This window comes from Arenimonas sp., assembly GCF_022842045.1.
Classification (GTDB): domain Bacteria; phylum Pseudomonadota; class Gammaproteobacteria; order Xanthomonadales; family Xanthomonadaceae; genus Arenimonas.
Map to the genome: position 1 here is coordinate 14,511 of NZ_JALHQI010000006.1, position 25,174 is coordinate 39,684.

21 protein-coding genes and 1 pseudogene are annotated in these 25,174 nt (G+C 69.0%); 8 read left to right on the forward strand and 14 right to left on the reverse strand.

The genetic code is table 11. The features are described from left to right. Positions 1-7: 7 nt before the first annotated feature. The 6 genes from lpdA to purB form a co-directional block, all read right to left on the reverse strand. Positions 8-1,432: a dihydrolipoyl dehydrogenase gene (gene lpdA / locus Q0C12_RS02565; RefSeq protein ID WP_290885762.1), complete on the reverse strand. Its 1,425-nt coding sequence runs from the start codon at positions 1,430-1,432 to the stop codon at positions 8-10. Positions 1,433-1,577: 145 nt separating this feature from the next. Further along, positions 1,578-2,735 carry a dihydrolipoyllysine-residue succinyltransferase gene (gene odhB / locus Q0C12_RS02570; RefSeq protein WP_290885765.1) on the reverse strand — a complete coding sequence of 386 codons (1,158 nt, stop codon included), beginning with the start codon at positions 2,733-2,735 and terminating at the stop codon, positions 1,578-1,580. 28 nt (positions 2,736-2,763) lie between these two features. Beyond that, positions 2,764-5,595, reverse strand: a complete 2,832-nt coding sequence (locus Q0C12_RS02575; RefSeq protein WP_290885767.1) for a 2-oxoglutarate dehydrogenase E1 component — start codon at positions 5,593-5,595, stop codon at positions 2,764-2,766. A 183-nt stretch (positions 5,596-5,778) separates the two neighbouring features. Then, positions 5,779-6,738, reverse strand: a complete 960-nt coding sequence (locus Q0C12_RS02580; protein ID WP_290885770.1) for a GNAT family N-acetyltransferase — start codon at positions 6,736-6,738, stop codon at positions 5,779-5,781. Positions 6,739-6,742: 4 nt separating this feature from the next. Next, positions 6,743-7,882 (reverse strand): cupin domain-containing protein, encoded by a 1,140-nt coding sequence (locus Q0C12_RS02585; protein WP_343212423.1) that lies wholly within the window; start codon positions 7,880-7,882, stop codon positions 6,743-6,745. A gap of 108 nt (positions 7,883-7,990) precedes the next feature. Further along, positions 7,991-9,358: an adenylosuccinate lyase gene (purB, locus tag Q0C12_RS02590; RefSeq protein ID WP_290885775.1), complete on the reverse strand. Its 1,368-nt coding sequence runs from the start codon at positions 9,356-9,358 to the stop codon at positions 7,991-7,993. A 150-nt stretch (positions 9,359-9,508) separates the two neighbouring features. Between purB and Q0C12_RS02595 the strand changes: the two genes are divergently transcribed. Then, positions 9,509-10,915, forward strand: a complete 1,407-nt coding sequence (locus Q0C12_RS02595; protein WP_290885779.1) for a class II fumarate hydratase — start codon at positions 9,509-9,511, stop codon at positions 10,913-10,915. Between the two features lie 15 nt (positions 10,916-10,930). Here the strand turns inward: Q0C12_RS02595 and Q0C12_RS02600 are convergent, their stop codons facing one another. From Q0C12_RS02600 to Q0C12_RS02620, 5 genes are read right to left on the reverse strand one after another with little or no spacing between them, the layout of a single operon-like run. Then, positions 10,931-11,521: a hypothetical protein gene (locus Q0C12_RS02600; RefSeq protein WP_290885781.1), complete on the reverse strand. Its 591-nt coding sequence runs from the start codon at positions 11,519-11,521 to the stop codon at positions 10,931-10,933. Positions 11,522-11,581: 60 nt separating this feature from the next. Next, positions 11,582-12,535 carry an ABC transporter permease gene (locus tag Q0C12_RS02605; RefSeq protein ID WP_290885784.1) on the reverse strand — a complete coding sequence of 318 codons (954 nt, stop codon included), beginning with the start codon at positions 12,533-12,535 and terminating at the stop codon, positions 11,582-11,584. Then, positions 12,532-13,389: an ABC transporter ATP-binding protein gene (locus tag Q0C12_RS02610; protein ID WP_290885787.1), complete on the reverse strand. Its 858-nt coding sequence runs from the start codon at positions 13,387-13,389 to the stop codon at positions 12,532-12,534. The genes Q0C12_RS02605 and Q0C12_RS02610 overlap by 4 nt, the downstream gene beginning before the upstream one ends. Then, on the reverse strand, positions 13,389-13,754 hold the full coding sequence (locus Q0C12_RS02615) for a GntR family transcriptional regulator (RefSeq protein ID WP_290885790.1): 366 nt from the start codon (positions 13,752-13,754) through the stop codon (positions 13,389-13,391). Before Q0C12_RS02615 ends, Q0C12_RS02610 begins: the two co-directional genes overlap by 1 nt. Before the next feature lies 1 nt (position 13,755). Next, complete coding sequence (locus Q0C12_RS02620; protein ID WP_290885793.1) at positions 13,756-14,016, reverse strand: hypothetical protein; 261 nt, start codon at positions 14,014-14,016, stop codon at positions 13,756-13,758. 165 nt (positions 14,017-14,181) lie between these two features. Between Q0C12_RS02620 and Q0C12_RS02625 the strand changes: the two genes are divergently transcribed. Next, entirely contained in the window at positions 14,182-14,730 is a 549-nt protein-coding gene (locus Q0C12_RS02625) for a glutathione peroxidase (protein ID WP_290885891.1), read from the forward strand. An 18-nt stretch (positions 14,731-14,748) separates the two neighbouring features. Here Q0C12_RS02625 and Q0C12_RS02630 read toward each other — a convergent pair whose 3' ends face one another. Further along, a complete protein-coding gene (locus tag Q0C12_RS02630) occupies positions 14,749-15,246 on the reverse strand; it encodes a nuclear transport factor 2 family protein (protein WP_290885796.1) in 498 nt (165 codons plus the stop codon). Between the two features lie 34 nt (positions 15,247-15,280). Between Q0C12_RS02630 and Q0C12_RS02635 the strand changes: the two genes are divergently transcribed. From Q0C12_RS02635 to Q0C12_RS02655, 5 genes are all read left to right on the forward strand, one after another. Then, entirely contained in the window at positions 15,281-15,739 is a 459-nt protein-coding gene (locus Q0C12_RS02635; RefSeq protein WP_290885799.1) for a DUF3429 domain-containing protein, read from the forward strand. Positions 15,740-15,835: 96 nt separating this feature from the next. Further along, complete coding sequence (locus Q0C12_RS02640) at positions 15,836-16,618, forward strand: FKBP-type peptidyl-prolyl cis-trans isomerase (RefSeq protein WP_290885802.1); 783 nt, start codon at positions 15,836-15,838, stop codon at positions 16,616-16,618. Between the two features lie 83 nt (positions 16,619-16,701). Continuing rightward, complete coding sequence (locus Q0C12_RS02645) at positions 16,702-18,042, forward strand: UDP-glucose/GDP-mannose dehydrogenase family protein (RefSeq protein ID WP_290885805.1); 1,341 nt, start codon at positions 16,702-16,704, stop codon at positions 18,040-18,042. A gap of 10 nt (positions 18,043-18,052) precedes the next feature. Beyond that, a complete protein-coding gene (locus Q0C12_RS02650; protein WP_290885808.1) occupies positions 18,053-18,286 on the forward strand; it encodes a SlyX family protein in 234 nt (77 codons plus the stop codon). A 13-nt stretch (positions 18,287-18,299) separates the two neighbouring features. Next, positions 18,300-19,067, forward strand: a complete 768-nt coding sequence (locus Q0C12_RS02655) for a DUF2058 family protein (protein WP_343212424.1) — start codon at positions 18,300-18,302, stop codon at positions 19,065-19,067. Between the two features lie 22 nt (positions 19,068-19,089). On the opposite strand, the gene metH is transcribed toward Q0C12_RS02655, so the two are convergent. Together metH and Q0C12_RS02665 are read right to left on the reverse strand one after the other, a co-directional pair. Further along, positions 19,090-22,851: a methionine synthase gene (gene metH / locus Q0C12_RS02660; protein ID WP_290885811.1), complete on the reverse strand. Its 3,762-nt coding sequence runs from the start codon at positions 22,849-22,851 to the stop codon at positions 19,090-19,092. Further along, positions 22,851-23,777, reverse strand: a pseudogene (locus Q0C12_RS02665) (metalloregulator ArsR/SmtB family transcription factor); the annotation flags it as partial. The pseudogene Q0C12_RS02665 and the gene metH, both read right to left, overlap by 1 nt. 160 nt (positions 23,778-23,937) lie before the next feature. Here Q0C12_RS02665 and Q0C12_RS02670 point away from each other — a divergent pair. Beyond that, positions 23,938-25,098, forward strand: a complete 1,161-nt coding sequence (locus tag Q0C12_RS02670; protein WP_290885813.1) for an acyl-CoA dehydrogenase family protein — start codon at positions 23,938-23,940, stop codon at positions 25,096-25,098. The last annotated feature ends 76 nt before the right edge of the window (positions 25,099-25,174 follow it).

Sequence of the window (25,174 nt, forward strand, 5' to 3'; positions counted from 1 at the left end):
CCGGAAATCAGTTGGCCTTGTGGATGGCGCGCTTGTCGACCGCCATCGCCGCGTCGTGGATCGCCTCCGACAGCGTCGGGTGGGCGTGGCAGATGCGCGCCAGGTCCTCGGCCGAACCGTGGAACTCCATGGCCAGCACGCCTTCGTGCACCAGTTCGGAAACGTTGACGCCGACCAGGTGCATGCCGAGGATCCGGTCGGTTTCCTCGTGCGCGATCACCTTCACGAAGCCCGCGGGCTCGCCCATGGCGACGGCGCGGCCCACCGCGGCGAACGGGAAGCTGCCGGTCTTGTACGGGATGCCCTCGGCCTTGAGCTGCTGCTCGGTCTTGCCGACCCAGGCGATCTCCGGCTCGGTGTAGATGACCCAGGGCACGGTGTCGAGGTTGACGTGGCCGGGCAGGCCGGCGATGAGTTCGGCCACCGCGATGCCTTCCTCGAAGCCCTTGTGCGCCAGCATCGGGCCGCGCACGCAGTCGCCGACTGCCCAGATGCCTTCGACGCCGGTGAAGCAGTGGTCATCGACCTCGACCTGGCCGCGCTCGTTGAGCTTCACGCCGGTGCCCTCGGCCAGCAGGCCCTTGGACGCCGACTTGCGGCCCACGGCGACCAGCAGCTTGTCGACGACCAGCGACTGGTCGGCCTTGCCATCGTTGTAAGTCAGGTGCACTTCGTTCTTTTTCACCTCGGCCTTGCTGACCTTGGCGCCGAGCTTGATGTCCAGGCCCTGCTTCTTGAATTCCTTGAGCGCGACCTTGGCAGCTTCCGCGTCGGCCAGGGCCAGGAAGTCGGGCATCGCCTCTAGGATGGTGACCTCGGCGCCCAGGCGCTTCCAGACGCTGCCGAGCTCGAGGCCGATCACGCCGGCGCCGATCACGCCCAGGCGCTTGGGCACCTCGGTGAAGTCGAGCGCGCCGACGTTGTCGACGACGTTCTTGCCGTCGAACTTCGCGAACGGCAGCTCGATCGAATCGGAGCCGGCGGCGAGGATGACGTGCTTGCCCTGCAGCTCGACCTCGGTGCCGTCGTGCTGCTTCACCTTGACGACCTTGCCCGGGTGCAGCGTGCCGAAGCCGTAGTACGCGGTGATCTTGTTGGCCTTGAACAGCTGGGCGATGCCCCCGGTGAACTGCTTGACGATCTTGTCCTTGCGGCCAACCATCGTGCCGACGTCGATCTTGCTGTCCTTGGCGGTGATGCCGTGCTCGCCGAACAGGTGCTGCAGGTTGTGCCACTGGCGCGAGCTGTCGAGCAGCGCCTTGGACGGGATGCAGCCCACGCGCAGGCAGGTGCCGCCCAGGGCCGGCTTGCCGTCCTTGCCCAGGGCCGCGTCGATGCAGGCGACCTTCATGCCCAGCTGGGCGGCGCGGATGGCGGCGTGGTAGCCGGCGGGGCCGGCTCCGATGACGACGACGTCGTATTGCTCGGACATGGGGGTGGTTTCCTTGCGTGCGTCGGGAATAGGAATAGGGGCGAAAAAGGAACTAATGAAGTGGAGCGGGAACTAGGAACTAGTGAATGCGGCGGGCGCCAGGCTTCTCACTAGTTCCTATTTCCTCTCTACTAGTTCCTGGCTATCAGAGCCCCAGCAGCATCCGATGCGGATTTTCCAGCTGGTTCTTGATGTCCACCAGGAACAACACCGCGTCCTTGCCATCGATGATCCGATGGTCGTAGCTCAACGCGATGTACATCATCGGCGCGATCACGACCTGGCCGTTCTCGGCGATCGGGCGTTCCTTGATGGCGTGCATGCCGAGGATGGCCGACTGCGGCGGGTTGACGATCGGCGTGGACATCAGCGAACCGAAGGTGCCGCCGTTGGTGATGGTGAAGGTGCCGCCCTGCAGGTCCTCGAGCTTGAGGCCACCCTCGCGGGCCGCCTTGGCGTAGCCGGCGATCGAGCCTTCGATGTCGGCGAAGCTCATGTTCTCGACGTTGCGCAGCACCGGCGTGACCAGGCCCTTGTCGGTGGCGACCGCGATCGAGATGTCGGCGTAGCCGTGGTAGATCACGTCGCTGCCGTCGACCGAGGCGTTGACCACCGGGTACTTCTGCAGCGCGTTGGCGGCGGCCTTGGCGAAGAAGCTCATGAAGCCGAGCTTGATGCCGTGCGACTTCTCGAAGCCCTCGCCGAGCTCCTTGCGCATCGCCATCACCTTCGACAGGTTCACTTCGTTGAACGAGGTGAGCATGGCGATGGAGTTCTTGGACTGCATCATGCGCTCGGCGATGCGCTGGCGGATGCGGGTCATCGGCACGCGCTGCTCGGGGCGGGCGCCGCCGCCGACCTTGATGTGGTTGACCACGTCTTCCTTGGTGACGCGGCCGCCGCGGCCGGTGCCGGCGACGTCGGCCGGGTTCACGTCGTTGCGCGCGGCGTGCGCGGCGGCGCCGGGCGGCAGCTCGGCCGAACCGGACTTGGCGGCGGCGGGGGCGGCGGCCTTGGCGGGCGCGGCGTCGGCCTTCTTCTCCGCCTTCGGGGCCTCGGCCACCGCGCCTTCCTCGATGATCGCCACGACCTGCTGGCTGGTCACCGTGTCGCCTTCCTTGAACTTGAGCTCCTTGAGCACGCCGTCGACGGGCGAGGGCACTTCAAGCACGACCTTGTCGGTCTCGAGGTCGAGCAGGTTCTCGTCGCGGCGCACGCTGTCGCCGGCCTTCTTGTGCCAGGTGGCGATGGTGGCGTCGGACACGGATTCCGGAAGGACCGGGACTTTGACTTCGATGCTCATGGACGAGGCCCTGTGGCTTGAATGGGGGTTATTCGGCGGTGTGGGTGTTGGGCGCGTTGACGAGGGCGTCCTCGATCAGGCGGGCCTGTTCTTCGTTGTGCGTGTTCAGGTGGCCGGCGGCCGGCGAGGCCGAGCGGCTGCGCCCGGCGTAGCTGAGCGACTGGCCCTTGCCCAGGCAGAAATCCAGATGGTGGCGGATCTGGTACCACGCGCCCTGGTTCATCGGCTCTTCCTGGCACCACACCACTTCCTTGGCGCCGGTGAAGCGCTTGAGCTCGGCGGCCAGCTCCGGGCGCGGGAACGGGTAGAGCTGCTCGACGCGCACGATGGCCACGTCGGTGATCTTCTTCGCCTCGGCCGCCTCGACCAGGTCGTAGTAGACCTTGCCGCCGCAGACGACGACGCGGCGCGCCTTCTTGGCGTCCTTCGCGGTCGAATCGGGGATCAGGGTCTGGAAGCCGCCCTTGGCCAGTTCGTCCAGCGTCGACACCGACAGCTTGTTGCGCAGCATGGACTTGGGCGTCATCACCACCAGCGGCTTGCGCGTGCCGCGCAGCATCTGGCGCCGCAGCATGTGGAACATCTGCGCCGGCGTGGTCGGCGTGCAGACCTGGATGTTGTCGAGCGCGCACAGCTGCAGGAAACGCTCCAGGCGCGCCGAGCTGTGCTCGGGGCCCTGGCCTTCGTAGCCGTGCGGCAGGAACAGCACCAGGCCGCAGAGACGGTCCCACTTCGATTCACCGGAGGTGATGAACTGGTCGATCACCACCTGGGCGCCGTTGGCGAAGTCGCCGAACTGGCCTTCCCAGATGTTGAGCGTGCCCGGCTCGGCGGTGGCGTAGCCGTACTCGAAGGCCATCACCGCTTCCTCGCTGAGCAGCGAGTCGATCACCATCACGTGCTCGGGGTTGGCGGCCAGCGCGCGCAGCGGCATGTGCGCCTCGCCGGTGGCCTGGTCGTGCAGCACCGCGTGGCGGTGGAAGAAGGTGCCGCGGCCGGCGTCCTGGCCGACCAGGCGCAGCTTGTAGCCGCCGGCCAGCAGGGTGGCGTAGGCCAGGTTCTCGGCGAAGCCCCAGTCCATGGCCAGCTCGCCGGACGCCATCTTCAGGCGGTCCTCGTAGATCTTGGCGACGCGCGGGTGCAGCTTCAGCGTGGCCGGCAGCTGGTTGATGCGCTGGGCCAGGCCGTCGAGCTCGGCGCGCTGGATGCCGGTGTCCACCTTGTCCGACAGCTTGCCCTTGAGCCACGGCGACCAGTCGACCGCGAACGGATCGGGGCCGACCTGGGCCAGTTCGGTGGTGACCACGTTGTTGTCGAGCTTGTCGCGGTAGGCATCCACCAGGGCCTTGGCGCCGGCGGCGTCGATGACGCCCTCGGCGGCCAGCTGCTCGGCGTAGAGCTCGCGGGTGGTCTTGCGGGCGCGGATGTTCTTGTACATCAGCGGCTGGGTGGCCGCCGGCTCGTCGGCCTCGTTGTGGCCGTGGCGGCGGTAGCAGACCAGGTCGATGACGATGTCGCGGCCGAACTCCTTGCGGTAGTCGAAGGCCATCTTCGCGCAGAAGGCCACGGCCTCCGGGTCGTCGCCATTCACGTGCAGCACCGGCGCGCCGATGATCTTGGCCGGATCGGTGCAGTAGTAGGTGGAGCGGGCGTCGTCCTGGCGGCTGATGGTGAAGCCGACCTGGTTGTTGATGACTACGTGTACCGTGCCGCCGACCGCGAAGCCGCGGGCCTGCGACATCTGGAACAGCTCCATGATCACGCCCTGGCCGGCAAACGCGGCGTCGCCGTGCACCAGCACCGGCAGCACCTGCTGGCGCTTGCCGTCCTCGCGGCGCATCTGGCGCGCGCGCACCGAGCCGGCGACCACCGGGTCGACGATCTCGAGGTGCGACGGGTTGAAGGCCAGCGCCAGGTGCACCGGGCCGCCCGGGGTGACCACGTTGGACGAGTAGCCCATGTGGTACTTCACGTCGCCCGAGTGCGCCGGGTCGTCGTTGTGCTCGAACTGGCCGCGGAACTCATCGAACAGCTTGTGCGGCGGCTTGCCCATGGTGTTGACGAGCACGTTCAGGCGGCCGCGGTGGGCCATGCCGATCACCACGTCGCGCACGCCGTCACTGCCGCCGCGCTGGATCAGGGTGTCCATCAGCGGGATCAGCGCGTCGCCGCCTTCCAGCGAGAAGCGCTTCTGGCCGACGAAGGCGGTGTGCAGGTAGCGCTCCAGGCCCTCGGCCGCGGTGACGCGCTCGAGCAGGCGCTTCTTCTCTTCCGCCTGGAAGCCGTACTTGCCGGCCGCGCCCTCGAGGCGCTGCTGCATCCAGCGGCGCTGGTTGGCGTCGGCGATGTGCATGAACTCGGCGCCGATGCTGCCGGAGTAGGACGCACGCAGCTTGGCCAGCAGGTCGGCCAGCTTGAACTTCTTCTCGCTGAACCAGGTGTCGGCGGTGAATTCGGTGGCCAGGTCGGCATCGGCGAGGCCGTGGAAGGCAAGCTCGAGGTCGGGCGCGTCCTTCTTGGCCATCATGCCCAGCGGGTCGAGACGGGCACCCAGGTGGCCGCGCGAGCGGTAGGCCGTGATCAGCTTGCCGACCGCGGCCTGCTTGCGGGCGGCCTCGTCGTCCATGCCGCCGCCGCTGGCGTGCTTGCCGGCCCGGGCCGCGGCCTGGACGCTGGCCATCACCGCCGAGTGCGGGACGTCGCCGGCTTCGCGGCCCTTGAGGCCGTCGAAGTAGGTTTTCCAAGTGGCGGGGATGCCGTCGGGATCGACCAGGTACTGTTCGTACAGGTCTTCGATATAGGCGGCGTTGCCGCCGGCAAGCTGAGAGGTCTGCTTAAACTGCTTGATCAGACTGTCCACGACCCTGGCCTGGCCCGCCGCAATGGCAGGTAAGTGATTGATGGAATGGGATGTCGGGCAGCCGGCGCGGGCGCCGACGAGGTCCGCGATTATAGCTGGCGTGACGGGGCTTTAGAACCCGATCCGGGGCCCGGTCAGCCGCGGTTGGGCAGGACCTGGGTCGAGGGCGCGGGGTTCGCGGCCTCAGATGCCCAGGGCCCGGAACTCGCTGCAGGGCCGCGAACGCTCCCAGACCCGGCCGAAGTGCTCGAGCAACTGGCGCGTGCGGGCCGGGTTGGCCGGGCTCCATTCGCCTTCCCAGCGGCTGCCCAGGGCGCGGAACAAGTAGCCGTCGCGGTCGTTGGCCAGGAAGGCGGAGGCCACCTGCAGGTCGACATCGTCGACCGGCGTGCGGAACTGGAATACCGAGGTCATGCGCTGGGCGAGGCCCAGCAGCAGGTGCGCCTGGCCCTGCACCGCGGCCGGGTCGAGCACGATTACCTGCACCACGCCGCCGCGGCCGGCGATCGCGTACTGCTTGAAGGCCTCCAGCACGGCGGGCTGGCTGTAAAGCACCGGGTCCAGGTCGCGCGTGAACAGGCGAAGCTCGCGTCGGGCCGCCCGGACCACCGCCAGGGTGGCCTCGGTGGCCTCGTGCAGCGAATCGAACTCGACCGAAGCCACCGACGGGCCGCGCGGGGCGGCCGGCCCGCGCTCGGGCGCGGCGAGGGGCTCGAGGGTCCGGCGCATGGCCTGGTGCTCGATGCCGGCCTCCATGAAGCGTTCGCCATAGGGCTGGAACCCGTGGCGGGCGTAGAAAGCCTCGGCGCTCACCTGGGCGTTGAGGCTGACCTCGGTCCAGCCCAGGCTGCGGGCCTGGTTCATCAGCGCCACCATCAGGGCGTCGCCAACGCCCTTGTTCCGCCAGGCCTTCAGCACGGCCATGCGGCCGATCTTGCGCTCCGGCGTCAGCCGGCCGGTGCCGATCGGCTGGTGGTTGGCGTCGCGGGCGATGACGTGGTGGCAACGGGGGTCGAGCTCGTCCCATTCCTCCTCGATCGGCACGTTCTGCTCGAGCACGAAGACCGTCTCGCGCACCGAGCGCAGGTCCTGGAAGTCGGCCGTGTAGTCGGCGGGATCGATGCGGAACTCGGTCGGGATCATGGCGTCACCGTCGGCGTCGTGGCTTGACCAGGTGATAGTGGCCCGCCGCCACCAGGCTTTCCAGCGCTTCACGGCCGTCGGCGTCCAGGGCGGCGAGGTCATGCGCCGACAAGGAATCGGCGCTGGCCAAGTGGCGCGCGGCGGCCACGCTCATCGGCAGCGAAAGGCCGTTGGCGTGCAGGCAGGCGCGCCGGCCGTCGCGGGCCCAGGCGTGGCGCGCGTGCGGGTGGCGCAGCAGCTCGCCGCCTTTGGCCAGCTCGGCCTCGAGGGTCGCCAGCGAAGGTGGCCGCGCGGGGCGACCCAGTTCGCCGGCGGCGCGGTACTGGGTGATGAAGCGACCGAACCAGCGGCGCAGCGCGGCGTCATCCAGCGCCTGCAGGCCGTGCAGCGCCGCACGTACCCGCCCGAAGGCAGCCTCGTCGATCTCCCAGGGGTCGGCGGGCAGGGACAGGTCCGGATCGGCGTAGCGGGATTCCTCGGGCAGGGCGGCGGCCAGTTCCTCGGCCAGGTCCACCATCAGTTCGGCCTGCGACGGCGCGCGCATGCCCACCGAGAAAGTCAGGCAGGCGTCCTCGGCCACGCCGTGGTGGGGCACGCCGGGCGGCAGGTAGAGCATGTCGCCCGGTGCCAGCACCCAGTCGTGGTCCGGTTCGAACCGGGTGAGCAGCTTGAGTTCGACGTCCGGGCGGAAGCCGCGCGGGGCGTCGGGCCGCGAGTCGATCTGCCAGCGGCGATGGCCCTGCGCCTGCAGCAGGAACACGTCGTACTGGTCCACGTGCGCGCCGACCGAGCCACCCGGCGCCGCGAAGCTCACCATCACGTCGTCCACCCGCCAGGCCGGCAGGAACCGGAAGGCGCCGAGCAGGGCGCGGATGTCCATGTCCCACTTGTCCACGTCCTGGACCAGCAGGGTCCAGTCCTTCTTCGGCAACTTCGGGAACGATTCCTCGCTGAAGGGACCGCTGCGCAGCTCCCAGCGGTCGCGCTTGCGGTCGTGCAGTACCACCCGCGCCAGCGCGGCTTCCTCGCAGGCCAGGCCGGCCAGGTCCTCCGGCGAGATCGGCGACTCGAAGCCTGGGAAGGCCTGCCGTATCAGCAACGGCCGCTTCTGCCAGTAATCCCGCAGGAACAGCTCCGGTGCCATGCCCAGCGGCTGGCCCGGCGTGCCGGTGACTTCAATCGCAAACTGGGGGGAGGTTTTTTTGGCCACGGATGAACACGGATAAGGGCAGATAAATCACTGGCGAGAAAATCAAATGTCCCGCGCCAGCGAGGCGGCGTGGCCGACGTAGCTGCCGGGGGTCATCGCCAGCAGGCGGGCCTTGGCGTCGGCCGGGAGGTCGAGGGAGTCGATGAAGGCGCGCATGGACTCGGCCGTGATGCCCTGGCCGCGGGTGAGCGCCTTGAGCTGCTCGTAGGGATTCGGCAGGCCGTGGCGGCGCATCACGGTTTGCACCGGCTCGGCCAGCACCTCCCAGGCGGCGTCGAGGTCGGCGGCCAGGCGCTCGGGATTGGCGCTGAGCTTGCCCAGGCCGCGCAGCAGCGCATCCAGTGCGATCAGCGAGTGGCCGAAGGCGGTGCCCAGCGCGCGCAGCACGGTGGAATCGGTGAGGTCGCGCTGCCAGCGGCTGATCGGCAGCTTCTCGGAGAAGTGCGAAAGCAGCGCGTTGGCCAGGCCGAAGTTGCCCTCGGCGTTCTCGAAGTCGATCGGGTTGACCTTGTGCGGCATGGTCGAGCTGCCGACCTCGCCGGCCTTCACCGCCTGCTTGAAGTAGCCCAGCGAGATGTAGCCCCAGACGTCGCGGCACAGGTCCACCAGCACCGTGTTGATGCGGCGCTGCGCGTCGCACAGCTCGGCGATGCCGTCGTGCGGCTCGATCTGGGTGGTGTAGGGGTTGAAGTCCAGGCCCAGCGACTCGACGAAGCGCTGCGCCAGCGCCGGCCAGTCCACTTCCGGATAGGCGACCACGTGGGCGTTGTAGTTGCCGACCGCGCCGTTGATCTTGCCGGGGAACTCGATGCCGTGCATCACCGCCACCTGGCGCTGCAGCCGCGCGACCACGTTGGCGATTTCCTTGCCCACCGTGGTGGGGGAGGCGGTCTGGCCGTGGGTGCGCGAGAGCATCGGCAGCGCGGCGTGCTCGTGCGCCATCGCGCGCAGCTTCTCGACCACTTCCCAGGTCTTGGGGGCGATGACGGTGGTGTAGGCCTCGTGCAGCATCAGCGCGTAGCTGAGGTTGTTGATGTCCTCGCTGGTGCAGGCGAAGTGCACGAATTCCAGCGCCGGGCCCAGCTCGGCGTCGTCCTTCAGGCGCTCCTTGATGAAGTACTCGACCGCCTTGACGTCGTGGTTGGTGGTGCGCTCGATCTCCTTCACGCGGGCCGCGTCGGCGACCGAGAAGCCTTCGGCCAGCGCGCGCAGGCGCCCCGCGGCGGCGTCGCCGAAGGCGGGCAGTTCGACGATGCCCGGCTCGGCGGCCAGCGCCAGCAGCCACTCCACCTCGACCCGCACGCGGGCCTTGACCAGTCCGTACTCCGAGAAGATCGGCCGCAGGGCCTCGGCCTTGGCGGCGTAGCGGCCGTCTAGCGGCGACAGGGCGGTGAGGGCGGGATCGGACATCGTCGGGCTCGGGCAAGGCGGGGAAGGCCGCCATTCTACCCGCTCCCTGTAGGAGCGACTTCAGTCCCGAAGCTTTTGGCCGAGAAGCTTCGGGACTGAAGTCCCTCCTGCAGGGGCGGTATGCTCGGGGCATCTCGAAGGGAGACCGCCATGGCCCGTACCACGCGCACCGAAAAGGACAGCCTGGGCGAACTGCAGGTGCCCGACGACGCGCTCTACGGCGCCCAGACCCAGCGCGCGGTGCAGAACTTCGCGATCTCGGGCCTTCGCATGCCGCGCGGGTTCATCCGCGCGCTTGGCCTGGTCAAGGCCGCCGCGGCCGACGCCAATGCCGCCCTGGGCCACCTGCCCAAGGGCGTGGCCGCCGCGATCGGCGACGCCGCCGGGCAGGTGGCCGCGGGCGACCTTGACGGCCAGTTCCCGGTGGACGTGTTCCAGACCGGCTCGGGCACCTCCAGCAACATGAATGCGAACGAGGTCATCGCCACGCTGGCCACGCGGCGGCTCGGCAAGCTCGTGCACGCCAACGACCAGGTCAACATGGGCCAGAGCTCGAACGACGTGGTGCCGACCGCGATCCAGGTCGCCGCCGTGCTGGCCTGCCGCGAGCAGCTGCTTCCGGCGCTCAGGCACCTGCGCGCGACCATTGACCGGCGCGCGCGCGGGCTGGGCAAGGTGGTCAAGACCGGCCGCACCCACCTGATGGACGCCATGCCGCTGACCCTGGCCCAGGAGCTGGGTACGTGGTCGGCCCAGCTCGCCAGCGCCATCGAGCGCATCGAGGACAGCCTCGGGCGACTGCGCCGGCTGCCCATCGGCGGCACCGCGGTGGGTACCGGCATCAACGCCGACCCGCGCTTCGGGAAGAAGGTCGCGGCCTCGCTGTCGGCGCGGTCGGGCGCGCGCTTCGTGCAGGCCGCCAACCTGTTCGAGGGCATTGCCAGCCAGGACGCGGCCGTGGAGCTCTCCGGCCAGCTCAACGTGCTGGCGGTGGCCCTGATGAAGATCGGCAACGACCTGCGCTGGATGAACTCCGGTCCGCTGGCCGGCCTGGGCGAGATCGAGCTGCCGACGCTGCAGCCTGGCAGCTCGATCATGCCGGGCAAGGTCAACCCGGTGATCCCGGAGGCCGTGTGCATGGCCTGCGCGCAGGCCATGGGCAACCACGCCACGATCACCATCGCGGGCGCCAGCGGCAATTTCCAGCTCAACGTGATGCTGCCGGTGGTGGCGCACAACCTGCTGCAGTCGATCGAGCTGCTGGCGAACGGCGCGCGGCACCTGGCCGACGCGGCCATCGCCGGGTTCACGGTGCGCAGGGCGCGCCTGGACGAGGCGCTGGCGCGCAACCCGATTTTGGTGACGGCACTGAACCCGGTGATCGGTTACGAGCAGGCCGCGGCGATCGCCAAGCAGGCCTACCGGGAGGGACGGCCGGTGCTGGCGGTGGCGCGGGAGGCCACCGGGCTGGACGAGAAGGTGCTCAGGAAAATGCTGGATCCGGCGCTACTGGCCCGCGGCGGCATCCACGGCAAGCCGGGGGGAGGGGCCGGCTGAGCCGGCCCGCCGCGGTCACGGCGTGAACTGGCCGTCGCCGCACTTCTCGATGTCGCCTTCGTCCATGTTGGCGTAGGGCGCGAACGCAGGCACGGCCTCGGCGAAGCGCTGCTGGCGCGCGTAGAGGTCGGGCAGCATTGCGCACAGGGCCTTGGCCTCGGCTTCGATGGCGGCGGTCTTGTCCTTGAGCTGCTCCTCGACCGTCTTGCCGTCGCCGCTGAGCGCGCTGGCGGCGGCCAGCTTCAACGCGTCGCCGGCGAGCGCCGCGCCCTGCAGGCCGACCCGCGCGCCGCTTTCTGCGACGTTGGCCAGGGCGTTGCGGTAGGCGAGGGCGATCTCCCGCTGCCCGTCGTCCATCGCGACCTTCTCGCCGCCAATGATCAGGTCGCCCTGCGGGCTGAGCTTGGCGGCGGGTTCGTCGTTGCGGCCGCGGCCGAGGTCCATGTCCTCGGTGGCGATCTCCTCGCGAATCCCTTCGACGGCCTTGTCGGCCAGCCCGGCGAAACCGCCGCGCTCCGTGGGGGAGGTGGCCTCGTCGCCGCCGGAACAGGCGGCGGTGGCCAGGATGGCGGCTAGCAGGAAGGTTTGTGGAAGGAAACGGGTCATGGCGTTCTCCGGAATGGAAAACGGGCGGGAGGCCGTGGCCTCCCGCCCGGGGTCATGGCATCAGCCTTCGTCGCGGTTGCGGCGGAAGTAGACGGCGGCGTAGATCAGGAGCGCGCCCACCGCGGCGCCGATCCAGATGTCGGCATGCCCGAACGTGGCCCAGCTGCTGGTGATGTCCACGAGGCCAGCAAGGTCCTTGGGGCCATCGAACGGGCCGGTCGGTTCCTGGGCGATGGTCGGGATCCACGCACCCGGGGCGATGCTGAGCAGGCCGCGGTAAGCCACCGTGTACCAGAGGCTGTCGTGCGGGATCTCGATGCCCGGGAAGATGTCGGTGAAGCTGACCATGGCGCAGGTCAGCAGGGGGACGGCCGTAGCCCACAGGAAGGGTAGGCGGCGGGCCCAGGCCGAGCAGAACATCAACCAGCCTATGGTCGGCAGCGACCAAATGATTTGCACGGGCAGCGCGGCGAACAGCGTGGCCAGAACTTTCAGTGGGTGGGCGGCCGTCATGACGCTGGTCGCGCCCGGTACGCCTGATGCTGCGGTGCCGAGCAATACCACCAGCCAAAGGACCACGCTGATCATCAGGCCGATGGCCACTGCACCCAGCGGGGCTAGCACCACCGCCCAAGCCGCCTTGGACATCACCATTTGGGCGTCGGTGATGGGCATCGACTTCCAGAACAGGATGCTGCGGTCGCGGCGGTCGTCATAAAGCGAACCCAGAGCGTAGAAGAAGACTACGAAAGCCATCACCAGAAGCGCGGTGATAACGCCGCTGGCGAGCAGCACGTCGCCCAAGCCTCCGAGCTGCGCCGAGTGCTCGGCCAATTCGGCCGGGCTGCCTTCGAGTTGAATGTTGTCCCGGTTTTCGCGGGCAAAGAGCGCGCCGGCGACGACCGCGACGGTGGAGAACAGCACCGCGATGCCGCCGACGACGATGGGCGCCCAGAAGAAACCGCCCCGGTTTTCCCAGTACTCGCGCTTGAGCAGCCATTTGAAAGTGTTCATGCGTAGGTTCCCTTCATGGTGGCGACGAACAGGTCGGCGATGCCGGGGTTGCGGGTCTCGCCGTACTGGGCGAGCTGGCTGCGCGGGACGCCGTCGAACAGCATCACCGACTTGCCGAACACCTGTCGTTCATCGATCGGCTTGAGCGCCCGGGCGGCTTCCGCCTTGTCGGCGCCGACCATCACCTCGGTGAAGCGCTCGCCCACTTCGTCCATCGTCACCGACATCACGATCTTGCCGTCGCGGATGAACATCAGGTCGGTGAGGATGTGTTCGATCTCCTCGACCTGGTGGGTGGTGACGATGATCGTCTTCTGTTCGTCGAAATAGTCCTCGAGCAGGTTCTGGTAGAACTGCTTGCGGTAGAGGATGTCCAGGCCGAGCGTGGGCTCGTCCAGCACCAGCAGCTTGGCGTCGATCGCCATCACCAGCGCCAGGTGCAGCTGCACGATCATGCCCTTGGACATTTCCTTGACCCGCATGTTCGGGGCCAGCTTGGTGTGCGCCAGGTAGGCCTCGGCCTTCTTGCGGTCGAAGCGCGGGTGCACGCCGGCCACGAAGTCCACGGCGTCCTTGACCTTCAGCCAGCGCGGCAGCACCGCCACGTCGGCGATGAAGCACACTTCCTGCATCAGCGCGTCACGCTCGCCGCGCGGGTCCTTGCCCAGCACCTTGAGTTCGCCCTCGAAGGGCACCAGGCCCAGGGCCGCCTTCAGGGTGGTGGTCTTGCCGGAGCCGTTCGGGCCGATCAGGCCGACGATGCGGCCGGCCGGGATGTCGAAACTGATGCCGTCGACGGCCGGCTTGCCTTTGTAGCGCTTGCTGAGGTTGCGGGCGGAAATCACGGCGCTCATCACTTGTTCTCCTTGTCGGCGCGTTCCACCAGCTTCTGGAGGTCCAGCCCCAGACGCTGGATGCGCTCCAGCACCAGCGGCCACTCTTCCTTCAGGAAGCGGTCCCGCTCGGAAGCCAGGAGTTTCTCGCGCGCCCCTTCGGTCACGTACATGCCAAGTCCCCTTCGTTTTTCCACGAGTTCTTCGTCCGCCAGCTCCTGGTAGGCGCGGGAGACGGTGATCGGATTGAGCTGGTACTCGGCGGCGATCTGGCGGACCGAGGGCAGGGCCTCGCCCGGCTTGAGGTCGCCATCGAGCATCATGGCCACCACCTTGTCCTTGAGCTGCCGGTAGATCGGCGCGCTGTCATTCCAGGCGATATTCATCTCAGGACTCCCGGCGCGGCAGCAGCGAGGGCAGCGACACGTAGGGCATGGCCAGGTGGCGCTTGAGGGCGCCGCGGCGGGCCTTGCCGGCGTCGTCGTCGGCTTGGGCCAGGCCGGCGTCGGGGGACGCCAGGGCCAGGTCGGCCTTCTGGGACGCCACGGTCTGGCTGGCCATCGGCGGCTCGCCGAGGGCGTAGCCGGCCACGACGAAGGCCAGGGCGACGGACAGTCCGATCAGGTTGGTCTTGAATTTGGCGTACATGGCGCCTCCCGTCTTGGTGACGTATTGGATAGGTGTTGTAGGTAACTATAACACTACAAAAAGACCTGTCAACACCTCCTGCACGGGAAAGCGCCCAAACTGATGGCATAGACCCGGGGTGGCCCCGGGGGAGGGCGTCAAATGAAGATCTGGGCAAGTGTCGCGATGGCGGGCCTGCTGGCCGCCGCCCCCGTGCTGGCGGCTGACAAGCTGCTGGACCGCAGCTTCCGGCAGCTGGCGGGCAAGGAAACGGTGAACCTGCAGGAAACCTACGGCGGCCAGGTGCTGCTGGTGGTCAACACTGCCAGCAAGTGCGGTTTCACGCCGCAGTACGAAGGCCTCGAGGCCATGTACGCGAAGTACAAGGACCAGGGCTTCGCGGTGCTGGGCTTCCCGTCCAACGATTTCATGGGCCAGGAGCCGGGCAGCGAGGAGGAGATCCAGGAGTTCTGCACGCTGACCTACGGCGTGAAGTTCCCGATGTTCGAGAAGGTGCAGGTGCGCGGCAGCGGTGCCACGCCGCTGTATGCGGAGCTTGCCGAAGCGACCGGCGAAGCGCCGGGCTGGAACTTCCACAAGTACCTGATCGATCGCGACGGCAAGGTCGTGGCCAGCTTCGGCAGCCGCACCAAGCCCGATGATCCGAAGCTGGTGGCCGAGATCGAGAAGCTGCTGGCGGCGCCTTCGCCCGCGAAGCCGGTGCCCAAGGCCTGAAGCGCGCAGGCGCCGGCGTCAGAGCCGGCGCTTGATCGCGTTGATCAGGGTGCCCAGCACCGGGATGTGCTGGAACAGGCCGTCCGCCGCGTTCCAGTAGTCCTGGTGGTAGACCACGCGGCCCTCGGCGTCGAAGCGAAGATGGCTCATGCCGACGGTCCAGGTGTCGACGCCGCGCCGGAATTTCTTGAAGCGGATCATCATCGACCAACGCACCAGGTGTTCGCCGTTGGCCGTGCGGGTGGTCTCGTGGATCTCGACGCGGCATTCGTCCACGGCTTCAGCGCTCTCGCGCAGGTAGTGCGACAGCGCCTCGCGGCCTTCGATGGCCTTGAGCGTGTCGTTGAAGTACACGTCGGCGGCGTAGGTCTGCGGCACGAGCCTGTCGACCCGATCGGGCGCGAAGCTGGAGAAGAACTGCGCGAAGCGGGCCAGCGCCTGCGATTCCGCGGCGCTGCCGGCGGGTGGGGCGGGGTGGCGGGCGCGGATCTCTTTGAGTTTCTCTAGCGTTTCCATGGCGACATTCCACTCCGGGGCAGGTGAGGACAGCATGACCGAAGCACGCATTGATTCGCCGCCGCCGATGGCCCCGGGCGCGCTGGTCCTGGGCTGGGCGGGCGTGCTTCCGTTCCTGGCCATGGCCCTCGCCGGCTTCTTGCCGGAATGGCGGGCGCAGGCACTGTCGGCCTTCCTCGCTTACTCGGTGGCGATCCTGTCCTTTCTGGGCGGCGTGCGCTGGGGCCGGGCGCTGGCGGCGGGCGCGGGCGCCTGGCAGTACGCGCGCGCCGTGGTTCCGAGCCTGTGGGCCTGGGTGGCCTGGTGCCTGCTGCCGCCCGAGCCGGCGCTGGTGGCGCTGGCAGCGGGTTTCGTGCTGGCGGGCGCTTGGGATGCGCGCGGCGACGCGCTGCCGGCCCCCACGGCCTTCCGGCGGCTGCGGTTGGGCCTGGGGCTGGCGGTGGTGGCTTGCCACGCGCTCGCCCTGGCGGCGCGGGTGGTGGGGCCCGGCTGAACGATTCCGGCCCGGTGCATTGCCGTCCGGCCCGCGCGCCGCGACAATAGCGCGCGACGCGCCGTTCCGGCCCGCCCCTTCAGGAGTCCTTCCGCAATGAATTCCGTCCTGCGTTACGCCGCGCCGCTGGTCCTCGCCAGCCTGGTGCTCTCCCTCAGCGCCTGCAAGCCCGAAGCCGAAGACAAGGCCGACACCGCCGCCACCGAAGCCGCCGAAGGCGAAGCGGGCGCCGAGGCGCCGGCCGTGGTCGCCGGCATCGAAGGCCAGGAGACCGAGAAGAAGCAGGTCAGCTACATGATCGGCCTGGACATGGCGAAGTCGCTGGCGCCGATCAAGGACAGCCTCGACATCGAAGTGATGACCGAGGCGATGGTCGCCCACTTCAACGGCGATGCCCCGAAGCTCACCGACGAGCAGATGGTGCAGGTGCAGCAGGCCTTCACCACCAAGATGCAGGAGCAGGCCGCCGCCAAGGCCGAGGCCGCCGCGGTCGAGAACCTCGCCAAGGGCGCCGAGTTCCTGGCCGCCAACAAGGACAAGCCGGGCGTGCAGACCACCGAGTCCGGCCTGCAGTACGAAGTGGTGCGCGCGGGCAACGGCGCCCAGCCGGCCGCGACCGACATCGTGAAGGTGCACTACAAGGGCACGCTGCTCGACGGCACCGTGTTCGACAGCTCCTACGATCGCGGCGAGCCGGCCGAGTTCGGCCTCAACCAGGTCATCCCGGGCTGGTCCGAGGGCGTGGCGCTGATGAAGGTCGGCAGCAAGTACACCTTCTGGATCCCGGCCGAGCTGGCCTATGGCGAGAGCGGCGGCGGCCCGATCCCGCCGAACTCGATGCTGACCTTCGAAGTCGAGCTGCTGGAAATCGTCAAGTAACGATGTCCGTGGAAAATCGCGCGGCCGGCCACCGGCCGCGCGACACCCGGTCCCGGCCCCGCCGCGGACCGTAGGGGAAAGGCATGCGAGTCACTGTTTTCGGCACCGGCTACGTCGGCCTGGTCACGGGCACCTGCCTGGCCGAGGTTGGCAACCACGTGGTCTGCGTGGACATCGACCAGGCCAAGGTCGACGGCCTCAACCGCGGCGTCATCCCCATTTATGAGCCGGGCCTGGAGCCCATGGTCCGCGCCAACCACGGCGCCGGCCGCCTCGAATTCACCACCGATGCCGCCGCCGCGATCGCGCACGGCGACACGATCTTCATCGCGGTCGGCACGCCGCCGGACGAGGACGGCAGCGCCGACCTGCAGTACGTGCTGGCGGTCGCCCGCACCATCGGCCAGCACCTCGCGCGCCCGGCCGTGGTCGTGAACAAGTCCACCGTGCCCGTGGGCACCGCCGACCGGGTGCGCGCGACCATCGCCGCCGTGCTGGCGGACCGCGGCGCCGACGTCGCCTTCGAGGTGGCGTCCAACCCGGAATTCCTGAAGGAGGGCGCGGCGGTCAACGACTGCATGCGCCCCGACCGCATCATCGTCGGCTCGCGCAGCCCGCGCGCGGTCGAGCAGCTGCGCCGCCTGTACGCGCCGTTCAACCGCAGCCACGACCGCGTGGTGGTGATGGACGAGCGCTCGGCCGAGCTGACCAAGTACGCGGCCAACGCCATGCTGGCCACCAAGATCAGCTTCATGAACGAGATGGCGAACATCGCCGAACGCGTGGGCGCCGACATCGAGATGGTGCGCCACGGCATCGGCTCGGATCCGCGCATCGGCTACCACTTCATCTACCCGGGCCCCGGCTACGGCGGTTCGTGCTTCCCGAAGGACGTGCAGGCGCTAGAGCGCATCGCCCGCCAGCACGACTATCCCGCGCGCATCCTCGCGGCCGTGGAGGCGGTGAACGACGCCCAGAAGGGCAAGCTGTTCGAACTCATCTCGCGCCACTTCGGCGGCGACGTGTCGGGCAAGACCTTCGCGGTCTGGGGCCTGGCCTTCAAGCCCAACACCGACGACATGCGCGAGGCGCCCAGCCGCACGCTGCTGGCGCAGCTGTGGGCGGCCGGTGCCCGCGTGCGCGCGCACGACCCCGAGGCGATGGAGGAGGCGGCGCGCATTTTCGGCGGGCGCGACGACCTGGTGTTCTGCGACAGCCCCGACGCCGCGCTCGAAGGCGCCGACGCGCTGGTGCTGGTGACCGAGTGGAAGGCCTTCAACAGCCCCGATTTCCAGGCCATGGCCCGCCGCCTGAACGCGCGGGTGGTTTTCGACGGCCGCAACCTGTTTTCGCCCGATGCCGTCGAGGAAGCCGGCCTGACCTACTATGGCATCGGACGCGGCCGCACCCTGCGGCACGACTGAGAGTCCCGCCATGTCCCACACGCCTGCCGCCGGTCCCGAGCTGGAGGACCGCATCGCCGAACTGGAGTCGCGCATCGCCTTCCAGGAGCTGGCCCTGTCCGAACTCAGCGACGCGCTGGCCGAGACCCGCATGGAAACCGCGCGCGCCAGCGAACAGCTGGTCCGCGCCCTGGGCGATTTGAAGCAGCTGCGCGGCCTACTCTACGCCGACCCTGGCGCCGAGCCGCCGCCGCCCCACTATTGAGCACGATCCAAGCATGAGCAATTCGCTGCGCGAGAAACTGATGGGCCTGGGCTTCAAGGCCCCCGAACCCGAGGCCAAGCCCGAGCGCAAGCCTGACGGCGCGCGCCCAGGCGATGGCGGCCGGGACCGGCACGCGGGCAAGCCCGGCGAGCGTCGCGGCGGCAAGGCGGGCGAGCACCGCGGTCCGCGTCCGCCGGGCAAGCCGGGTGAGGCGCGCGGCCCGCGTCCCGACGGCAAGCCGGGTGAATCCCGCGGCCCGCGTCCGGCCGGTGCGCCGGGCGAGAAGCGCGCCGACGGGCGCCGTGGCCCGGGCAAGCCGGGCGAAGGCCGCCGCGGCGGCAAGCCGCGCAGCCAGGAGGAGATCGACCTGGCCAAGGCCTACGCGATCCGCGCCCAGAAGGAAAAGGAAGAGCGCATCGAGGCCGAGCGCGTGAAGCAGGAGGAGGCCCGCCTGCGTCGCGAGGCCAAGGCCAGGCTCGCCGAGCTGGTGAAGGACCAGGGCTTGAACGACAAGGACGCCGACATCGCGCGGCACTTCCCCTATGGCGGCAAGATCAAGCGCATCCACGTCACCGCCGCCCAGCTCAAGCAGCTCAATGCCGGCGAGCTCGGCGTGCTGCAGCTCGACGGCCGCTACCTGCTGGTCACCGCCGCGCTGTTGGACGAGGCCGAGAAGGTGTTCGCGCCGGCGGTCGCGCTGCGCGTCGATCCGAATGCGCCGGCCGGCGACGATCCCTACGCCGACCCGCAATACCAGGTCCCCGACGACCTCGTCTGGTAACCACTTCCTGTAGGAGGCGCGGCTACTCCGGGTCGTAGTCGAGGTTGGAGGCCAGCCAGCGCTCGGCCTGGTGCAGCGGCACGCCCTTGCGGCGCGCATAGTCCGCGACCTGTTCGCGCGAGAGACGGCCGACCACGAAGTACTGGCTGCCCGGGTGGGCGAAGTACAGGCCGCTCACCGCCGCCGCCGGATACATCGCGAAACTTTCGGTGAGCCGGAGGCCGGTGTGCTTCTCCGCCTCCAGCAGCCGGAAGATCGTCGCCTTCTCGCTGTGCTCGGGGCAGGCCGGATAGCCGGGCGCCGGGCGGATGCCGCGGTACTGCTCGCGGATCAGCGATTCGTTGTCCAGCGCTTCGTCCGGCGCGTAGCCCCAGAGTTCGGTGCGCACCTTCTGGTGCAGGCGCTCGGCGAAGGCCTCGGCCAGGCGGTCGGCCAGCGCCTTCAGCATGATCGAGTTGTAGTCGTCGTTGTCGGCCTCGAAGCGGGCCACGTGCGGCTCGATGCCCAGGCCCGCCGTGACCGCGAACGCACCCACCCAATCCCGGCGGCCACTGTCGCGCGGCGCCACGAAGTCGGCCAGGCAGAAATTGGCGCGGTCATCGGGCTTCTCGGCCTGCTGGCGCAGGCAGTGCAGCACCGCGTCGCCGCCGTCGGCGTGCAGGTGGATGTCGTCGCCAACCGCGTTCGCCGGCCACAGGCCGACCACGGCCTTGGCCGTCAGCCACTTCCCGCCGACGATCCGGTCGAGCATGGCGCGCGCATCCTTGAACAGCTCGCGCGCCTGCGCGCCCACCACCGCATCGTCGAGGATGGCCGGATAGCGGCCGGCCAGCTCCCAGGTCTGGAAGAACGGCGTCCAGTCGATCACCTCGACCAGGTCGGCCAGCGGGTAATCGTCGAACACCGTCAGCCCCGGCTTGAGCGGGGCCGGGGGCACGTAGTCGGCCCAGCCGCCGTCGAACTTCTTGCCGCGGGCGCGCTCGAGCGGCATCAGCGGCTTGGCGTCGCCCTTGTTGGCGTGGCGGGTGCGCACTTCGGCGTAGTCGGCCTTGTTGGCGGCCACGAACGGCGCGCGCAGGTCCTCGCTGAGCAGCGACTGCATCACGCCGACCGCGCGCGAAGCGTCCTTCACCCAGACCACGGGCGAGCCGTAGTGCGGGTCGATCTTCAGCGCCGTGTGCGCACGCGAGGTGGTCGCGCCGCCGATCAGCAGCGGGATCTCGAAGCCCTGCCGCTTCATCTCCTTGGCGACATGGCTCATTTCCTCCAGCGAGGGCGTGATCAGGCCGGAGAGGCCGATGATGTCGGCCTTCTCCTCGCGGGCGCGGTCAAGGATGGTCTGGGCCGGCACCATCACGCCCAGGTCCACCACGTCGAAGTTGTTGCAGGCCAGCACCACGCCGACGATGTTCTTGCCGATGTCGTGCACGTCGCCCTTCACCGTGGCCATCAGCACCTTGCCCTTGGGCTTGCCGGCGTCGCCGTTGAGCGCCTTCTCGGCCTCGATGTACGGGATCAGGATGGCCACGGCCTTCTTCATCACGCGGGCCGACTTCACCACCTGCGGCAGGAACATCTTGCCGGCGCCGAACAGGTCGCCGACCACGTTCATGCCGGCCATCAGCGGGCCTTCGATCACGTCCAGCGGGCGCGCGGCGGCCTGGCGGGCTTCCTCGGTGTCGGCTTCGACGAACTTGTCGATGCCGTGCACCAGCGCATGCTTGATGCGCTCGGCCACCGGTGCCTCGCGCCAGGCCAGGTCCTCGGTGCGCACCTCGCCCTTCTTCGACTTGTGCTTTTCCGACTCGGCAAGCAGCCGCTCGGTGCCGTCGGCGCGGCGGTTGAGCACCACGTCCTCGACCGCCTCGCGCAGCGCCGGCGCGATGTCGTCGTACAGCGCCAGCGCGCCGGCGTTGACGATGCCCATGTCCATGCCGGCGCGGATCGCGTGGTACAGGAACACCGCGTGGATGGCCTCGCGCACCGCATTGTTGCCGCGGAACGAGAACGACACGTTCGACACGCCGCCGGAGACGTGGCTGAGCGGGAAGCGCGCCTTCAGTTCCGCCGTCGCCTCGATGAAGGCGACCGCGTAGCCGTCATGCTCCTCGATGCCGGTGGCGATCGCGAAGATGTTGGGGTCGAAGATGATGTCCTCGGGCGGGAAGCCCGCGTCCTCGACCAGCAGTTGGTAAGCGCGCGAGCAGATCTCGACCTTGCGCGCGAAAGTGTCGGCCTGGCCGACCTCGTCGAAGGCCATCACCACCACCGCGGCGCCGTGGCGGCGCACCTTGGCGGCGTGCTCTAGGAAGGCGGCCTCGCCCTCCTTCATCGAGATGGAGTTGACGATGGCCTTGCCCTGCACGCACTTGAGGCCAGCCTCGATCACGCTCCACTTCGAGCTGTCGATCATCACCGGCACCCGGGCGATGTCCGGCTCGGCGGCGATCAGGTTGAGGAAGCGGGCCATGGCCGCCTCGGCGTCCAGCATGCCCTCGTCCATGTTGACGTCGATCACCTGGGCGCCGCTCTCTACCTGCTGGCGGGCCACGGCCAGGGCCTCGTCGTAGCGGCCCTCGAGGATGAGCTTCTTGAACTGGATCGAGCCGGTGACGTTGGTGCGCTCGCCGACGTTGACGAAATTGGTGTCGGGCGTGATGACGAAGGGTTCGAGCCCGGCGAGGCGCGTGTAGGGCGCGATCGAAGGAATCGGCCGGGGCGGCAGGCCGGCCACGGCCTGCGCGATCGCCGCGATGTGCTCGGGCGTGGTGCCGCAGCAGCCGCCGACCAGGTTCAGCAGGCCGGCCTCGGCGAACTCGCGCAGCACGCCCGCGGTCTCCTCCGGGCCCTCGTCGTAGCCGCCGAAGGCGTTGGGCAGGCCGGCGTTCGGGTGGCAGCTGACGTGGGTGTCGGCCACCTGCGACAGCATGTCGATGTGCGCGCGCAGGTCGCGGGCGCCGAGCGCGCAATTGAGGCCGATCGACAGCGGGCGGGCGTGGCGCAGCGAGTACCAGAAGGCCTCGGCGGTCTGGCCCGACAGCGTGCGGCCGCTGCGGTCGGTGATGGTGCCGGACACCATCACCGGCAGGCGCGCGCCCAGTTCCTCGAACAATTCCTCGAGGGCGTATAGCGCCGCCTTGGCGTTGAGCGTGTCGAACACCGTCTCGACCAGCAGGATGTCGGCGCCGCCCTCGACCAGGCCGCGGGCGGCGGTGAGGTAGTTGGCCACCAGCTCGTCGAAGTGGATGTTGCGGTAGCCGGCGTCTTCCACCCGCGGGCTGATCGAGGCGGTGCGGCTGGTCGGGCCCAGCACGCCGGCGACGAAGCGCGGGCGCGACGGGTCGGCCGCCTCGAACTCGTCGCAGCAGGCGCGGGCCAGGCGCGCGCCCTCGCGGTTGAGCTCGGCCACCAGCTGCTCGAGCTTGTAATCGGCCTGCGAGACTTCGGTGGAGTTGAAGGTGTTGGTCTCGAGGATGTCGGCGCCGGCCGCCAGGTAGGCGCGATGCACGCCGGCGATCACCTCAGGCTGCGTCAGCGTGAGCAGGTCGTTGTTGCCCTTGAGGTCGGAGCCGCTGCAGCCGCAGCCGGGACCGTGCGAATGGCCCTCCGAGAAACGCAAGCCGTCGAACCCGGCCGCGAAGCGTTCGCCGCGGTAGGCCGCCTCGTCCAGCGAATGCCGCTGGATCATCGTGCCCATCGCGCCGTCGATGACCAGGATGCGCTCGGCCAGCGCGGCCAGCAGCCGCTCGGTGCGGGCGGGGTGGTGCCAGGGAAGGGTCTTCACGGTTTGCGGGCCAGCAGGGTCAGGACTTCGAAATGGGGCGGGCGCTTCTCTCGGGTCACCGCCTCGCAGACCGTCACTTCAAGCCCGGCCTTCTCGGCATAGCGGCGCAGGTCCTTCACGGTGAAGCCGAGGTTGACGTGGCCGTACGGGGTGACGGCCGCCTGGTGCTCGTGCTTTCCGAGGCAGGTGGCGACCAGGCGCCCGCCGCGGCGCAGCACGCGCGCGGCCTCGGCGATGGCCAGGCCGGGCTTGGTGGCGTAGGTGAGGGCGTGCATCAGCAAGACCAGGTCGAACTGCGAGGCCCCGAAATCCAGGGCCTGCATGTCGCCCTCGAGCACCTCGACGTGGCGGTACTTGCGCAAGCGTTCCCGGGCCGCGCCGACCACGCGGGCGCTGGAGTCGACGCAGACGTAGCGGCGTGCGTGCGGGGCCAGCAGCTCGCCCAGCACGCCGTCGCCCGAGGCCACGTCGAGCACGTCACCGGGTTCGAGCAGGGGCAGGGTGGAGCGGGCCAGCGCTTCCCAGGTGCGGCCGGGCGAATAATGGCGCTCCATGTCGCCGGCCACCGAGTCGGCCCAGTTCTGGTCGGCGGCGCGGGCGGCCAGGATGGCGGGCAGGCGGTCGGCGTCCTGGCGCAACAGCGGGTCGTCGGTGCTGTCGCGCAGGGCTTCCCACAGGCGGCCCTCGGCCGGGTCCAGCGATTCGGCGTTGAAGCGGTAGTAGGCCGACACCCCGGCGCGGCGGTCGCGCACCAGGTCAGCCTCCTTGAGCCGGGCCAGGTGGGTCGAGACCCGCGGCTGGGCCAGCCGGGTGATGCCGGAGAGCTCGGCCACGGTGAGCTCCTCGCGTTCAAGCAGGGCCAGCAGCCGGACCCGGGTCGGATCGGCCAGGACCTTGAGGCAGGCCGACCACGCGTCGAGATCCATGGCTTTATCCTTTCATCCGGATTCAAAGATATGGAAGGTTAGGCCGGCTCACCGGGGGCGTCAAGGCGATCCGCGTCGCGCTTCACGCGCCGTGGACCTGTGCGGGGCGGCGCCAGCCGCTACAATTGGCGTCTTTCCGCACAACCACCGAGGAACCGCCGTGGACTTCCGATTCACCGAAGAGCAGCTGATGATCCAGGACGTGGCCCGGCGCATCTCGCAGGAGAAGATCGCCCCGAGCGCGGAGCACCACGACCGCACCGGCGAGTTCCCGCTGGAGAACATCCGCACGCTGGGCGAGAACGGCCTGATGGGCATCGAAGTGCCGGCCGAGTACGGCGGCGCCGGCATGGACCCGATCAGCTACGTGCTGGCCATGATCGAGATCGCCGAGGCCGACTGCGCCCACTCGACCATCGTCTCGGTGAACAATTCGCTGTTCTGCAACGGCATCCTGAAGTTCGGCACCGAGGCGCAGAAGCAGAAGTACGTGCGCGCGATCGCCGAGGGCAAGGAAATCGGCGCCTTCGCGCTGACCGAGCCGCAGTCGGGCTCCGACGCCACCGCCATGCGCTGCAAGGCCGTCAAGCAGGCCGACGGCAGCTACGTCATCAACGGCAAGAAGAGCTGGATCACCTCCGGCCCGGTCGCGAAGTACATCATCCTGTTCGCCATCACCGATCCGTCCAAGGGAGCCAAGGGCATCACCGCCTTCATGGTCGACACCGCCAAGCCGGGCTTCCACCGCGGCAAGACCGAGCCCAAGCTGGGCATCCGCGCCTCGGCCACCTGCGAGATCGAGTTCCAGGACTACGTGGCCACGCCGGATGAAGTCGTCGGCCAGGACGGCGAGGGCTTCAAGATCGCCATGGGCGTGCTCGACGCCGGCCGCATCGGCATCGCCTCGCAGGCCGTGGGCCTGGCCAAGGCCGCCTACAAGGCCTCCGTGGCCTACGTGAAGGAGCGCAAGAGCTTCGGCCAGCCGATCGGCTCGTTCCAGATGATCCAGGCCAAGATCGCCGACATGAAGTGCCGCCTCGACGCCGCCGAGATCCTGACCCTGCGCGCCGCCTGGGCCAAGGCCGAGGCCGACAAGACCGGCGGCCGCTTCAGCACCGAGGCCTCGGTGGCCAAGCTCACCGCGTCGGAAGCCGCGATGTACATCACCCACCAGGCCCTGCAGATCCACGGCGGCATGGGCTACTCGAAGGAAATGCCGCTCGAGCGCTACTTCCGCGACGCCAAGATCACCGAGATCTACGAGGGCACCAGCGAGATCCAGCGCCTGGTCATCGCCCGCAACGAGACCGGCCTGCGCTGAGCGGCACCCGTACCCCGGCGTATCCGAAGCCCCGCTGAAGCGGGGCTTCTTTTTGCCTGTGTTCCGGCTGGCCGGA

Coding starts and splice junctions, on each gene's coding strand:
- Q0C12_RS02595 (WP_290885779.1), top strand. CDS start 9,509: ATGGCCCGTACCACGCGCACCGAAAAGGACAGCCTGGGCGAACTGCAG.
- lpdA (WP_290885762.1), bottom strand. CDS start 1,432: ATGTCCGAGCAATACGACGTCGTCGTCATCGGAGCCGGCCCCGCCGGC.
- Q0C12_RS02650 (WP_290885808.1), top strand. CDS start 18,053: ATGTCCCACACGCCTGCCGCCGGTCCCGAGCTGGAGGACCGCATCGCC.
- Q0C12_RS02580 (WP_290885770.1), bottom strand. CDS start 6,738: ATGATCCCGACCGAGTTCCGCATCGATCCCGCCGACTACACGGCCGAC.
- Q0C12_RS02620 (WP_290885793.1), bottom strand. CDS start 14,016: ATGTACGCCAAATTCAAGACCAACCTGATCGGACTGTCCGTCGCCCTG.
- Q0C12_RS02610 (WP_290885787.1), bottom strand. CDS start 13,389: ATGAGCGCCGTGATTTCCGCCCGCAACCTCAGCAAGCGCTACAAAGGC.
- Q0C12_RS02630 (WP_290885796.1), bottom strand. CDS start 15,246: ATGGAAACGCTAGAGAAACTCAAAGAGATCCGCGCCCGCCACCCCGCC.
- Q0C12_RS02625 (WP_290885891.1), top strand. CDS start 14,182: ATGGCGGGCCTGCTGGCCGCCGCCCCCGTGCTGGCGGCTGACAAGCTG.
- odhB (WP_290885765.1), bottom strand. CDS start 2,735: ATGAGCATCGAAGTCAAAGTCCCGGTCCTTCCGGAATCCGTGTCCGAC.
- Q0C12_RS02640 (WP_290885802.1), top strand. CDS start 15,836: ATGAATTCCGTCCTGCGTTACGCCGCGCCGCTGGTCCTCGCCAGCCTG.
- Q0C12_RS02600 (WP_290885781.1), bottom strand. CDS start 11,521: ATGACCCGTTTCCTTCCACAAACCTTCCTGCTAGCCGCCATCCTGGCC.
- Q0C12_RS02605 (WP_290885784.1), bottom strand. CDS start 12,535: ATGAACACTTTCAAATGGCTGCTCAAGCGCGAGTACTGGGAAAACCGG.
- purB (WP_290885775.1), bottom strand. CDS start 9,358: ATGTCCGATCCCGCCCTCACCGCCCTGTCGCCGCTAGACGGCCGCTAC.
- Q0C12_RS02585 (WP_343212423.1), bottom strand. CDS start 7,882: ATGGCACCGGAGCTGTTCCTGCGGGATTACTGGCAGAAGCGGCCGTTG.
- Q0C12_RS02655 (WP_343212424.1), top strand. CDS start 18,300: ATGAGCAATTCGCTGCGCGAGAAACTGATGGGCCTGGGCTTCAAGGCC.
- Q0C12_RS02645 (WP_290885805.1), top strand. CDS start 16,702: ATGCGAGTCACTGTTTTCGGCACCGGCTACGTCGGCCTGGTCACGGGC.
- Q0C12_RS02615 (WP_290885790.1), bottom strand. CDS start 13,754: ATGAATATCGCCTGGAATGACAGCGCGCCGATCTACCGGCAGCTCAAG.
- Q0C12_RS02635 (WP_290885799.1), top strand. CDS start 15,281: ATGACCGAAGCACGCATTGATTCGCCGCCGCCGATGGCCCCGGGCGCG.